Origin of the sequence: Streptomyces sp. CHD11 (assembly GCF_018638295.1) — a bacterium.
Taxonomy (GTDB): Bacteria; Actinomycetota; Actinomycetes; order Streptomycetales; family Streptomycetaceae; genus Streptomyces.
Genome location: NZ_JABTTS010000044.1, coordinates 24,628 through 37,973, shown reverse-complemented (window position 1 = coordinate 37,973; position 13,346 = coordinate 24,628). Strand labels below are relative to the sequence as shown.

The 13,346-nt window shown below is 71.5% G+C and carries 10 protein-coding genes and 2 pseudogenes; 9 read left to right on the top strand and 3 right to left on the bottom strand.

Annotation, left to right across the window (positions count from 1 at the left end; all coding sequences use genetic code 11):
• Positions 1-403: pseudogene (locus HTV45_RS31645) on the top strand (thiamine pyrophosphate-dependent enzyme); the annotation flags it as partial.
• 19 nt (positions 404-422) lie between these two features.
• A pseudogene (locus tag HTV45_RS31640) lies at positions 423-734 on the top strand (thiamine pyrophosphate-requiring protein); the annotation flags it as partial.
• Between the two features lie 99 nt (positions 735-833).
• Here HTV45_RS31640 and HTV45_RS31635 read toward each other — a convergent pair.
• Positions 834-1,562 (bottom strand): glycoside hydrolase family 11 protein, encoded by a 729-nt coding sequence (locus HTV45_RS31635; protein WP_251693229.1) that lies wholly within the window; start codon positions 1,560-1,562, stop codon positions 834-836.
• 459 nt (positions 1,563-2,021) lie between these two features.
• Complete coding sequence (locus HTV45_RS31630; protein ID WP_215209335.1) at positions 2,022-2,891, bottom strand: helix-turn-helix transcriptional regulator; 870 nt, start codon at positions 2,889-2,891, stop codon at positions 2,022-2,024.
• Positions 2,892-3,110: 219 nt separating this feature from the next.
• On the opposite strand from HTV45_RS31630, the gene HTV45_RS31625 reads away from it, so the two are divergent.
• The gene (locus HTV45_RS31625) at positions 3,111-3,809 is read left to right on the top strand and encodes a type 1 glutamine amidotransferase domain-containing protein (protein WP_215209334.1); all 699 of its coding nucleotides are present in this window, start codon (positions 3,111-3,113) and stop codon (positions 3,807-3,809) included.
• A gap of 366 nt (positions 3,810-4,175) precedes the next feature.
• On the opposite strand, the gene HTV45_RS31620 is transcribed toward HTV45_RS31625, so the two are convergent.
• Complete coding sequence (locus tag HTV45_RS31620; RefSeq protein WP_215209333.1) at positions 4,176-4,760, bottom strand: TetR/AcrR family transcriptional regulator; 585 nt, start codon at positions 4,758-4,760, stop codon at positions 4,176-4,178.
• Positions 4,761-4,841: 81 nt separating this feature from the next.
• Here HTV45_RS31620 and HTV45_RS31615 point away from each other — a divergent pair, with 81 nt between their 5' ends.
• From HTV45_RS31615 to HTV45_RS31590, 6 genes are all read left to right on the top strand, one after another.
• Positions 4,842-5,645 (top strand): SDR family oxidoreductase, encoded by an 804-nt coding sequence (locus tag HTV45_RS31615; RefSeq protein WP_215209332.1) that lies wholly within the window; start codon positions 4,842-4,844, stop codon positions 5,643-5,645.
• Positions 5,646-5,721: 76 nt separating this feature from the next.
• Positions 5,722-6,366 (top strand): (2Fe-2S)-binding protein, encoded by a 645-nt coding sequence (locus HTV45_RS31610; RefSeq protein ID WP_215209331.1) that lies wholly within the window; start codon positions 5,722-5,724, stop codon positions 6,364-6,366.
• A 12-nt stretch (positions 6,367-6,378) separates the two neighbouring features.
• Positions 6,379-7,362, top strand: coding sequence for a xanthine dehydrogenase family protein subunit M (locus tag HTV45_RS31605; RefSeq protein WP_215209330.1), 984 nt, complete (start codon positions 6,379-6,381; stop codon positions 7,360-7,362).
• Positions 7,359-9,578 (top strand): xanthine dehydrogenase family protein molybdopterin-binding subunit, encoded by a 2,220-nt coding sequence (locus HTV45_RS31600; RefSeq protein ID WP_215209329.1) that lies wholly within the window; start codon positions 7,359-7,361, stop codon positions 9,576-9,578. Before HTV45_RS31605 ends, HTV45_RS31600 begins: the two co-directional genes overlap by 4 nt.
• 181 nt (positions 9,579-9,759) lie before the next feature.
• Complete coding sequence (locus HTV45_RS31595) at positions 9,760-10,878, top strand: XdhC family protein (RefSeq protein WP_215209328.1); 1,119 nt, start codon at positions 9,760-9,762, stop codon at positions 10,876-10,878.
• Positions 10,879-11,550: 672 nt separating this feature from the next.
• Positions 11,551-13,332, top strand: coding sequence for an amino acid adenylation domain-containing protein (locus HTV45_RS31590; RefSeq protein ID WP_308309800.1), 1,782 nt, complete (start codon positions 11,551-11,553; stop codon positions 13,330-13,332).
• The last annotated feature ends 14 nt before the right edge of the window (positions 13,333-13,346 follow it).

Here is a 13,346-nt window from a genome sequence, read left to right as displayed (position 1 = left end):
GGGCCCCGGCGTGCCGTACGCGATCGGCGCGAAGTTCGCCCACCCCGGCCGGCCCGCCATCGCCCTGGTCGGCGACGGTGCCATGCAGATGAACGGCATGATGGAGCTGGTCACGGCCGCGAAGTACTACCACGAGTGGTCCGACCCGCGGCTCGTCGTCGCGGTGCTGAACAACGGCGACCTCAACCAGGTCACCTGGGAGATGCGCGCCATGTCCGGCGCCCCGCAGTTCGAGGAGTCCCAGCACCTTCCCGACCTGCCCTACGCGGAGTTCGCACAGCGCATGGGCCTGGACGGCGTACGGGTGGAGAAGCCCAAGCAGGTCGAGGCCGCCTGGGACCGGGCCCTCGCCGCCGACCGGCCGTTCGTCATCGACTTCCGCACCGACCCCGCCGTCCCGCCGNTACGCGGAGTTCGCACAGCGCATGGGCCTGGACGGCGTACGGGTGGAGAAGCCCAAGCAGGTCGAGGCCGCCTGGGACCGGGCCCTCGCCGCCGACCGGCCGTTCGTCATCGACTTCCGCACCGACCCCGCCGTCCCGCCGATCCCGCCGCACGCCTCGCTGGACCAGATCGAGGCGGCGGCCACCGCCATCCTCAAGGGCGACAGCGACCGCGGCTCCATGGTCAAACAGGGCCTCAAGGCCAAGGTCCAGGAGATGCTTCCCGGCAGCCGCCACCGCGACGACCGCCCGGGCGCCGGAAAGCACGACAGCACCGGAGAGAACACATGACGCGGCCGGGGTCGCGTGGCCGGGTGCTCCACGACGGTCACGGCCGCGGGTTCCCGTCGCACGGACGGGGCCCGCAGCCGGTCGTCCCTCGGCCGGAGTTCAGCCGCTGACCGTGATGTTCGAGCTTCCGCTGCTCTGGAAACCCTCGGTGGCCATGATCATGTAGTACCTGAACTGGCCCAGGTTCATGCCCGCGCGCGCCCAGGCGTCGAAGTGGTTGCCGGTGGTGATGGTGCCGGAGCCGATCACCTTCGACTGCCGGACGCTCCAGTACTGGTCGAAGGTGCGCGTGCCCTCGACGGAGGGGGCGTTGTGCCGCGTCGTCTTGTAGAGGTCGTACGTGCCGCCGTCGCTGGAGACGGTGCCCCTGTGCTCGCCGGTGGGCCGGTAGCTTCCCCAGTTGTCGACGATGTAGTACTCCACCAGTGGGTTCGAGGTCCAGCCGTAGAGGCAGCCGTAGCCGTTGCCCGACGGGTTGAAGTAGCCGTTGTAGCGGACCGTCCTGCGTCCGCCGGTGCTCCAGCCCTTGCCGGCGACGAAGTTGCCGCAGTTGGTCCACTGAGTGCTGTAGCTGCCGCCGCCGTTGAGCGTCATGGAGACGGAGCCGCCGCCGTCGGTCCAGAACGAGTAGTACATGCCGTCGGTGCCGGTCTGGTTGGTGGTGATGGTCGTGGCGGCGTGGGCGGTGCCGGGCAACAGCAGCCCGCTCGCGGTGGCGAGCGCGGCGGCGCCCGCACCGGCGCCGACGAGGAAGCCGCGTCGGCTCAAGCCGTCGAAGGGAGCGGGGTTCTGCTGCGTCCGGTCGTGCTGCGTGCCGTCCTGGTTCATGCGTCCTCCCGATGAAGGCGGTGGGGGCCGGGCGGCTTCTGCCACCCGCGGCCTTGCATGGAACACGGCGGGAATCACCCGTCGTTGTGCCTCAACGACGACCACCGCCCCGGTCGTGTGACGCGAGGGGAACGGGGGCCACCTGTCGTTCGGTGGCCACAGTTTTCGTACAGCGCCATGAGCCTGTCAACAGTTTCGGCAATCTTTCGGAAACTTGCCCTTCACGGGAGGACTCCGCCGCCACGGCATCTTCCCAGGTCAAGGCTCATGCTGAGCTGAAGAGCCCGCAGGAAGGGAAGTGATCCGGGAAGCGCTGAACGCAATCCCGTGAACAAGGACCGAAACATTCGATCACCTGTGGACGGGCCGTGACGGCAGCGAGCCCTCACCTGGGGACGGATCGCTTGGAGGGAACAGGCAGACCGGCACCGTACCGGGGGTGGCCGGGGCTCACGGAGTTCAGGACTCGCTGCGAGGAACGGTGGGGGTGAGCGTCCAGGAGGTGAGGAGGTCGAGTGCGTGACGGGACGGGGAGCCCGCTTCGGTGCTGTAGAGGAAGACAGCTGCGTCGGTGTCTCCGGGAAGGGCGAAGGTTTCGTACTGCACGGTGACCTCACCGACGAGCGGGTGGAGCAGTCGCTTGGATCCGTGGGTGCGCTGGTGGACGCGGTGCTGCTGCCACCAGCGGGCGAACTCCGCGCTGTTCTCCCTCAGCTCGGTGACGAGGTCCTGGGTCGGTTGGTCGTCGGGGGCACGGCCGACGTCGAGGCGGAGGTTCTCCACGGCTGCGCGGGCTTGCATGTCCCAGTCGACGAAGAGGGTGCGGGCCTCCGGGTCGAGGAGGAGCCACCGTGTGTAGTTGCGTCGAGCCGGCGGCAGGGCGTCGAAGTCGGTGAACAGCGCCTTGGCTGTCCGGTTGATGCCCAGGACGTCCGTTCGGCGCCCCAGGACCAGGGCGGGGGTGCCCTCCATGGAGTCCAGCAGCTGGCGGAGGCCGGAGCGCAGGCGTTGGACGGTTGACGGACGCCGGCGTCGGGGAACCGCGGTGGTGGTGCCGATGAGGTCGTCGAGGTGCGCACGGCCGGCGGCGTCGAGCTCCAGTGCCTGGGCCAGTGCTTCGACCACCGCGGGTGAGGGGGTGATGTGGCGTCCCTGCTCGAGACGGGCGTAGTAGTCGGCGGAGACTCCGGCCAGTCGTGCCACCTCCTCGCGTCGCAGGCCGGGTACGCGGCGTACGCGGCTGTCCGGCGGCAGTCCTGCGCGCGCCGGGTCGCACTGGGCACGGGCCCGTCGGAGGAAATCGGCGAGTTCGCGGTTCGAGGCGGCCATGTACTCCAGTGTGGCCCGACGCGCTGCGGTCGCGGCCGTCTCGACAAGGACTGTCAGTCCTGGGCAGGGCGGACCGAGGCAGGTCAGGGTCGAAGATGGCCGCCCGCAGGCGGCCGGGGCGGGTGACGGTGGAAGGGCTGCCGGATCAGCCGATCCGGCAGCCCCGGTCCCGCAGGTGACCGGCTGACCGCGAGAACGAGAAGCCGAGGAATTGAAGTCATGAGTCGCATTCTGATCGTCATGTCCGCAGCCGCCGTGTGGGAGCGCACCGACGGCTCGCAGTACCCGACGGGCTACTGGGCGGAGGAGCTCGCTGCGCCGCACGAGGCTTTCGTCCGCGCCGGCCACACCGTCGACTTCGCCTCCCCCGGGGGTGTGCCGCAGCCGCTGGACAAGCACAGCGCCGACCCGGCGATCGCCGGTGAGGACTGTGCCCGGCACGTGGCCCACGCCCAGAAGGCGCTCAGCGACTTCGGGCCGCTGCTGAAGCTGGAGGAGGTCTCGGTCTCCGACTACGACGCCGTGGTGCTGCCGGGCGGGCACGGCCCCGTGGTCGACCTCTTCCAGGACGCGAACCTGGGCCGGCTGCTGATCGAGGCCGATCGCGCCGGCACGATCGTCGGCGCGGTCTGCCACGGTCCGGCCGCGTTGCTGTCCGCGGTCGACGAGCAGGGCACGTGGATCTTCTCCGGCCGGCGGATGGCCGCGTTCACCGACGAGGAGGAGCGCCTGTTCGGCACCGCCGACAACGCTCCGTGGCTGCTGGCGAGCCGTCTGCGCGAGATGGGCGCCCGGCACGAGCAGGGTGACCCCTACCAGGCATTCACCCTCCAGGACGGCAACCTCATCACCGGCCAGAACCCGGCTTCCAGCACCCCGATGGCCGACGCGATCAACACCGCGCTGGCAGCGGGCTGACCCCTCGCCCCGGGCCGCCGCCGCACACTCCTCCGGGCAGCGGCGGCCCGGGCCGCACCTCTTGCTCTTCCTCCTTCGAGGCTGCCCGCAGCCGGCGGCGCCACGTTCCCCGTGGAGAACCCCGCGACGGGCGAACCGGTGGCCCGGGTCGCCAGGCCGAGGGAGCGGGTCGGGGCCGGGACGCCGGGGCAGGCCCTCGCGCGGGTCGTCACGCGGGCCGTCACGCAGGCCCCGGAACCCTTGCCGTTGCGTCCTCGCTGACCTTCCAGGTCCCGTCGATGCGGACGCACCCGTCGCTCGCGCTCTGCGCTCCGTACAGGAATCCGTGCGGGAAGAGGCCTTCGCCGTGCCGGCCCGAACGCCGCCTCAGCCGGATCCCCGCACCGCCGCGAGGCACTGGTCGTAGAGGTCCGCCAGGTCGAGTCGTCCGTCGTGGCCGACCCACAGCTCGGTCGCCGTGTCCGCGCAGGCGAAGACCGTCGCGATGATCGCCTTGGCACGCGGATCGGGGGCCGGACCGGGGGCGGCGCCCAGCCGCGCCTGGATGACCGGGACGAGTGCGGCCTGCCAGCGCAGGCGCTTCTCGATGTAGCGGGCGTGCAGCGAGGGTGTCTCGAAGATGAGACGGGAGAGTTCCAACGCCCGGTCGGGAGTGTGGTTGGCGGTCAGGAGGACCTCGAAGCCGGTGCGCAGGGCGTCCCAGGCGGACATCCCGGCCGGCTGCTGCTCGACGATCTGCTTCAGCATTTCGCCCAGCGCGTCCTGGTCCCCGCAGACCAGGTCCTCCTTGGTGCCGAAGTAGCGGAACAGGGAGCGCTGCGAGATCCCCGCCTCCCGGGCGATCTGCGCGATCGTCGTCTGCTCGTAGCCCTGCTCGGCGAACAGGCGAACCGCCGTGTCCAGGATCGCCTGGACGGCCACCTGTCGCGAGCGGTCCCACAAAGTCGTCATGGACATCAGGCTATCTCTGGACAGGGACCGCCTACATGGCATTAACTGCCAGGAAGGCAGTGACTGAGAAAGAGGCATTCCATGACAGCCGTCGACTACCGCGGACAGACCACACTGATCACCGGCGCCAGCGCCGGCCTCGGCGCCGAGTTCGCCCGTCAGCTCGCCTCTCGCGGCTCCGACCTGGTACTGGTCGCCCGCCGCAGGCAACGCCTGGAGGAACTGGCCGCCGAACTCCGCGCACACCACGAGGTCCAGGTCCACGTCATGGAGACGGACCTGGCCACGGACAGCCCCGGACAGGCGCTGGCCGCGGAGACGGAGCGGCTCGGCCTGCACGTCACCAGCGTGATCAACAACGCCGGGTTCGCCACTTTCGGCCCCTTCCACCAGGCGGATCCGGCACGGGCGCGCCAGGAGATCGCCGTGGACGTGACGGCCGTGGCCGACATCAGCCGCGCCTTCATCGAGCAACTGCGCACGGAAGGGCGCGGAGTGCTGGTCAACGTGGCGAGCATGGCCGCCTACCAGCCCAACCCGCGCATGGCGCTCTACGGGGCGACCAAGGCGTTCGTGCTGAGTTTCACCGAAGCGCTCTGGGAGGAGTCACGCGGCACCGGACTGCGGGTGCTCGCCCTGTCCCCCGGCGCCACCCGGACCGAGTTCTTCGATGTCGTGGGCACCATGCAGGCCGCCGGAGGGAGCAAGCTCGCCTCGCCCGTCGACGTCGTCCGCACCGCACTCGCCGCCCTGGACAGCAGGAACCCGCCCCCCAGCGTCATCGCGGGACGCATGAACCGGGTGGCCGCCGCCCTCTCCCGCCGCCTGACCACCCGACGCCAGACCATCCGGTTCGTCGGCCGGCTCACCGCCGGGGCGAGGTGACTCCACCGGCCTGGCCCCCGGACGCACCGACGGGTACGACGCTCCGTCAATCAAGCGCAGAGTCGAAGGGATCCACATGTCCACCGAACCCGTCGAGCCGGCCGATCCTCCGGCCGTCGAGCCTCCGCCGGCGCCGTCCCGGCGCACGTTCATCGCGACGACCACCGCGGTCGGCGGTGCCGTCGTCGCCGGTGGCCTGGCCGCGGGCACGCCCGCAGTCGGCGCCGGACCGGCTGCCGCCGGCGGGCCACCGAGCGGCCGCCTCGCACTGACCGTCAACGGCGAGCGGCACACCGTCACGGTCGACAGCCGGACGTCGCTGCTGGACCTGCTGCGCGAGCATCTCGGTCTGACCGGTTCCAAGAAGGGCTGCGACGCCGGTGCCTGCGGGGCGTGCACGGTGCTGGTCGACGGACTCCGCGTCACCTCATGTCTCACGTTGGCGATACGCCTGGAAGGTGCCGAGGTCACCACGATCGAGGGCCTGGCCCCGGGTGAGGACGACAGACTGCATCCGCTGCAGAGTGCGTTCCTCCAGCAGGACGCCCTCCAGTGCGGCTTCTGCACCCCTGGCCAGATCATGTCCGGCATCGGTTGCATCCAGGAAGGCCACACCGGCTCCGCGGAGGAGATCCGGGAGTGGATGAGCGGCAACATCTGCCGCTGCGGCTGCTACGTCAAGATCGTCAAGGCGGTCGACCAGGCCGCGCACGGGAAATGAGGACCGGCCACCATGCACCCCTTCTCCTACACCCAGGTCTCCGACGTCCGAGGTGCGCTGGCCGCCGGGCGGCGTGGCGGCCGGTACATCGCCGGCGGCACCACCCTGGTCGACCTGATGCGCGAGACCGTCGAACGCCCCCGCGCCCTGGTCGGCATCAGCGACCTGCCGCTGCGCGAGATCACCGTCACCGAACGCGGGAGCCTGCGCATCGGCGCCCTGGTACGGATGGCCGAGGCCGCCGCCCACTCCGAGGTGCGCGCAGCCTACCCCGTCATCTCGCAGGCACTGGAGCTCAGCGCCTCCCCGCAGCTGCGGAACATGGCCACCATCGGCGGCAACATCATGCAGCGCACCCGCTGCACGTACTTCCGTGACGTGACCGCCGCCTGCAACAAGCGCGACCCGGGCTCGGGATGCGCGGCACGGAACGGCTTCAACCGCACCCATGCCATCCTCGGCACCTCCGACCACTGCGTGGCCACCCACCCCTCCGACGCCGCCGTGGCCTTCACGGCGCTGGAGGCGACCGTGGAGCTGCTGGACCCGGACGGGAACCGGCGCAGCGTGCGCGTCGCCGACTTCCTGCTCCGGCCCGGCAGCACTCCCAGCCGCGAACAGGCCCTCCGGCCGGGCGAACTGATCACAGCAGTGGACGTTCCTGCCCGGCCGCGTCCGCTCCGATCGGGCTATCTGAAGGTTCGTGACCGGCAGTCGTACGAGTTCGCCCTCACCTCCGCGGCCGTCGCGTTACACGTCCGCGGCGGAAGAATCCGCGAGGCGAAGGTCGCCGCCGGCGGCGTCGGCACCGTCCCGTGGAGACTCCCCGCCGTCGAGCGGCGTCTCGTCGGCGAACGCCCCTCGAACGCCCTGTGGACCAGGGCTGCCGAACGGGCGGCCGGGGGAGCCCGCCCTCTGGAACACAACCGCTTCAAGGCCGAGCTGCTCAGACGCACCATCGAACGCCAGCTGCGCATCGTAGGAGGTACCAGGTGAGCCCCCAGCCACAGGTAGCCGTCGGGGCGCCGCTCTCCCGGGTGGACGGGCGGCTGAAGGTCACCGGCAGGGCCGACTACAGCGCCGACCACGACATCGCAGGCGCGGTGCACGCGGTCATCGTCGACAGCGGCATCGCTCTCGGCCGCATCACCGCCGTCGACACCCGCACCGCCCTGGCCCAGCCGGGCGTTCTCAGGGTGATCAGTCACCTCGACGCGCCCAGGCTGGAGTACCGCGACAATCCCGGGGCGTTCATGGATCCACCGGTCGGCGAACGGCTTCACGTCTTCCAGGACGACCGCGTCCGCTTCTACGGGCAGCCCGTCGCCGTGGTCGTGGCCCGGACACTGGAATCCGCGCAGCACGCCGCGGGCCAGGTGAGGATCTCGTACAGGGCGGAGAAGCCCTCGACCGACCTCACGGCGCCCGGTCTCCCGGTCAACGACCCCCTGCCCCCGCAGAACTACGAGCGCGGCAGCCCGGAAGAGGCGCTGGCCTCCGCGGAGGTGCGGCTGGAGCCCACCTACCGGCTCGGCCGCACGCACCACAACGCCATGGAGCCGCACGCCACCATCGCTCGCTGGGACGGCGACAAGCTCACCGTCTGGGACAAGACCCAGTGGGTGCAGGGGACGCAGAGCGAACTCGCCGCCGTGTTCGGCATCCCGCCGGAATCGGTGCGCGTCATCTCCCCCTTCGTCGGCGGCGCGTTCGGCAACGCCGCGCGGGTCTGGCCGCACTCCACCGTCGCCGCCCTCGCCGCCCGCGAGACCGGGCACCCGGTGAAACTCGTGCTGACCCGCAGGCAGTTGTACTACGCGGTGGGGTTCAGGCCCGCCTACGAGTACACGCTGCGCCTGGGCAGCGACCGGAGCGGGCGGCTGGCCGCGATGGCCCACGACATGAGGGCCGAGACGTCCACGTACGAGCACTTCCTGGAGGGCGTGGTGTCCGCGGGGCAGATGCTCTACGCGACGCCCCACGTCAGCCAGAAGTACCGGACCGTGCCGCTGGACGTGAACACGCCGACGTTCATGCGCGGCCCCGGATACGCGACCGCCGCGTTCGCCATCGAGTCGGCCCTGGACGAACTCGCCCACGAACTGGGCATCGACCCGATCGCGCTGCGGCTGCGCAACGAACCGGCGGAGGACCCCTCCAACGGGCTGCCGTTCTCCACCCGGCGGCTGCGCGAGTGCCTCCGGGTGGGCGTCGACGAGTTCCGCTGGGACCGGCGGGATCCCGCGCCGCGCTCCGCCCGCGACGGCGACCGGCTGATCGGCACCGGCGTGGCCGTCGGCTGCTATCACACCGTACGGCTCGGGGCCTCGGCCCGGGTCAGGCTGGATGCCGACGGCACGGCCCTGGTCGAGTCCGCGTCCAGTGACATGGGTCCCGGCACCTACACCTCGATGACCCAGCTCGCCGCGGACGCCCTCGGCCTGACCATGCGGAGCGTGACCTTCCGGCTCGGCGACTCCCTCATGCCGGCGTCCCCGCCCCACTCGGGTTCCCTGACCATGGCCAGTGTCGGCTCCGCCGTCCAGGACGGCTGCGACAAGCTGCGGCGACAGGCCGTCAAGCTGGCCATCGAGGACGAGGACTCGCCCCTGTACGGGGCCGGCGCCGACGATGTCGTCGTCGTCCACGGCCGGCTGCGGGTACGCGGTGACCACGCGCGCGCAGAGACCTACCGGCGACTCCTCACCCGCAACAACCGTACCCACCTCGAGACGCTCGGTTCCTTCGCTCCGCCGTCGGGCTCCGGACGATCCTCCCTGTACGCCTTCGGCGCGACGTTCGCCGAGGTCGCCGTCGACGTTCGCCTGGGCCTGGCGCGGGTCCGGCGGATGCTCGGCGTCTACGACGCGGGCCGCATCATCAGCCCCGGGCTCGCCGAGAGCCAGGCCCTGGGCGCCATGGTCGGCGGCATCGGCCAGACCCTGCTGGAGCACACGGTCACCGACCATCGCGACGGCCGGATCGTCAACGCCGGCCTGGCCGACTACCTCGTCCCCGTCAACGCCGACGTCCCGCACCTGCGGGCGGTCTACCTCGACAACGGTGAGGACCTCGATGCCGACCCCATCGGTGTCAAGGGTCTCGGCGAGGTCGTCGCCGTCGGCGTGGCACCCGCCATCGCCAACGCCGTCTTCCACGCCACCGGCCGCCGCGTCCGCGAACTGCCCATCACCATCGAAGCCCTGCTCTGAGCCCGGGGCGGCCGGCACGCCCGCCGGCCGCCGCGGGCCCAGAACCGGTGGGGTCCTGCACCCGTCCTACGGCCGCCCGCCGGCCGACCACACCTGCCCTGCCTCTCTGTGCCGCCGCCGCGTCCCCTTGTCCCTGGCGCGGCGGCAGCTCGCCCGCCTGCCGTCACCGCGGAGACCCGACATGCTGAACATCAAGGACGCGCTGCACTCCTGGTGCCGCGAAGCGCGCCCCTTCGCCCTCGCCACCGTCGTTCAGGTCAGCGGCAGCGCACCCCTGCCGGCCGGCACCTCGCTGGCCGTGGACACGGAGGGCAACGTGGTCGGGAGCGTCTCGGGGGGCTGTGTGGAGAGCGCCGTCTACGAACTGTGCCGGCGGACACTGGAAGCAGGCGAGCCTCCGGTGGTACGGGCGTGGTTCGGCTACTCCGACGAGGACGCCTTCGCCGTGGGCCTCACCTGCGGGGGTGAACTCGAAGTGCTGGTGCGGCGCGTCGATCCCGCCGTCGAGGAGCACCTCACCACGGCCCTCGACGAGGTGGTGTCGGATCGGCCCGTCGCCGTGGCCCAGGTCGTCGACGGCCCGGAAGAACTCCTCGGCCGCACCCTGTCCGTCTCCGGCGACGGCGGCGCGTACGACGGGTCCCTGGGCGACGAACGGCAGGACCGGGCGGTGGCGGCCCAGGCCCACGCGCTGCTCCGGGCCGGGCGTACGGCCCGCGTCGAGGTCGGCGGGGACGCCGGCACCTGCCCCGGGAAGCTGACGCTCCTGGTGCACACCCACGCACCGCCGCCCCGCATGCTGATCTTCGGCGCCGTCGACTTCGCCGCCGCCCTCAGCCGGGCCGGACGCTTCCTCGGCCACCGGGTCACCGTGTGCGACGCCCGCCCCGTGTTCACCACCCCCACCCGCTTCCCTCACGCGCACGAGGTCATCACCGACTGGCCGCACCGCCACCTGGCCGCCACCGAGGTGGACACCCGCACCGCGGTCTGCGTCCTCACCCACGACGCCAGGTTCGACATCCCCCTGCTGCGCCTGGCCCTCGGCCTCCCCGTCGGCTACGTGGGCGCCATGGGCTCCCGCCGTACCCACGCCCGTCGCCTGGAACTGCTGCGGGAGGCCGGTGTGCCGGAGGACCGGTTCGCCCGGCTGCACTCCCCCATCGGGCTCGACCTCGGCGCCCGCACGCCCGAGGAGACCGCGGTCTCCATCGTCGCGGAGATCATCGCCCGCACCCACCACGCCACCGGCCTGCCCCTGTCCCACAGCTCCGGCCCCATCCACCGTCCCGTCCCGTGACGCGAGCACTCCGGCGCCGGGGGGTCGCCGCGGTGATCACGGTCCGTCGCTCAGCGGCCCGAACCCGAGCCCAGCGGCTCCCTGCCGGACGACGGCCACACCCGTGCGACGCGGACGGCGGCTCACTGTCCGCCGACCACGTCCCGTCGTCGTCCGCCTGGCGACGGGACCCCGCGGCAGGTGGCCGAATCGAGCGTCCTCCGCTGTTGCTGGAAGAAGGTGACTGGGAGAAGGAGCACAACCGCTCCCGCAAGCGCGCCCAAAGCCTGTTGCTCTCCGGATTTCCGATGAGACGACCACGTCGGGGAAGAGGTGATCGTCGCATTCCGTGAGTAGCACCGAGGCATGGTGTGGGTAACGCGAAGTAAGGGAGAACTCGCAATAGGTGAGAACTCCTCAGGAAATGCGAGACGTCATCCCCACCGCGGTCCTGATCGACAACTTTCGTCAAGACCGCCTATTCTTCACCTTGCCGCACGACGGAAGGTGGCCAGTCCGCTCATGGGCGGCCGTCAGCGTACTCACGAGCGCGCCGGCCCCCGGAACCACCATCACTTACGTCCCTCTGAGAAACCAAATAAGCCGAGAAACCAGGACCAGAACCCCGCCATGCATTTATCGCATTCGACTCCTCCGCCCTCCGGCGGTCCGTCTCCTCTTGACTCCGTACCCGTGGCTCCGTCCGCCTCGTCCGCGCGTACGGCGCGAGCCGCGCTGAAGATCGTCGCCGAGGTTCTCGGTGTTCCCGGGGCCGACGGGGCCGACAACTTCTACGACTACGGCGGAACCTCCATCCAGGCCATGCGGATCTGCGCCCGGCTCGCGAAGGACCTGGGTGTACAGGCCTCTCCCGAGGCCCTGTTCGAGGCGGAGACTCTCGCCGGTTTCGCGGCCGGGCTCGATCCGGGTCCCGTCGGCCACCACCCGGCATCCGCCGCTCAGCGGGTGCCCCCGGCCCGGCGCCTGCTCCACGAGGCCGTCACTCACCAGGCACGCCTGCGCCCCTCCGCCCTCGCACTGATCTGCGGGAACGAACGCGTCGACTACGCCACCCTCGACGCCGCATCGACCACCTACGCGGCGGAGTTGGCCCGGGCCGGAGTGCGCCCCGGCTCGGTCGTGCCGGTTGTGCTGGCCCGCTCGCCCCGGCTCGTCGCGGTGCTGCTGGCCGTCCTCAGATGCGGCGCCTCGTACGCCGCCCTGGACCGGCGCTGGCCCTCCCGGCGGATCAACGACGCCGTCTCCCGTCTGGGTTCCCCCCTGACGGTGGCCGACGACGACATGCCGCGTGCGTGGGCCCCGCCGGTCGAGACTCTGGGAGAGGCAGCGGCCCGGCGCGTCGCCGCGCCGGATGTGCCCGTCGCACCGGACGGCCCGGCTGCGGTCTTCTTCACCTCCGGCACCTCCGGTGTGCCCAAGGGTGTCCTGTCGCCCCACCGCGCGATCACCCGGCTCTTCCCTCCCGACGGTGTCCCGTTCGCGGACTTCGGCCCGGGACGGGTGGTCCTGCAGGCGGCCCCGGTCCCCTGGGACGCCTTCAGCCTGGAGCTGTGGGGCCCGCTGACGAGCGGCGGCACCTGCGCCATCGCCCCTTCCGACTACCTCCTCCCCGGCATGCTCGCCGATCTGGTCGCGACGGCCGGCGTGGACACCGTGTGGCTGACCTCGTCCCTGTTCAACCTCTTCGTGGACGAGGACGCCCCGGGCCGCCCCTGCTTCACCGGGATCCGGCAGGTGCTCACCGGTGGCGAACGGATGTCGCCCGCGCACACCGACCGCTTCCTGGCCCGCTACCCCGACACCGTGCTGATCAACGGTTACGGGCCGGTGGAGAGCTGTGTGTTCGCCACCACCCACCGGGTCACCGCCGCCGACCCGGCCCGCGCCGAGGGCATCCCCATCGGTGTGCCGGTGCCGGGCACGACCGTGCACATCCTCGACGGCGACCGGCCGGCCGCACCCGGCGAGCCGGGTGAGATCTGCCTGGCCGGCGACGGTCTGGCTCTCGGCTACCTGGGGGACGACGCGGCCACCGCCGCCTCCTTCGTCACCCTGTTCCTCGACGGGTCGCCGGTACGCCTCTACCGGACCGGCGACATGGGAGTCCTGGACGCCGACGGGTCGCTGTCCTTCCGTGGCCGCACCGACCGGCAGGTGAAGATCGCCGGTCACCGCGTGGAACCGGACGAGGTCGAGTCGGCCGCGCGCCGTGTCCCCGGCGTCCTGGACGCGGCTGTCGTCCCGGTCCCGGGGCCCGCGGGCGGATACGAACACCTCGCGCTGTTCTACACCTCACAGGACGGGGACGATCCGTCCCAGCCGTCCGGCGTGCGCCGTGCCCTGGCCTCCGTGCTCCCCGCCCCGCTGGTGCCCCGTACCGTCCGGCGCTGCGCGTCCCTGCCCACCACGGACAACGGCAAGCTCGACCGCCGCGCCCTGTCCGCCCGGCTCTGACCGAGGACCGCCTG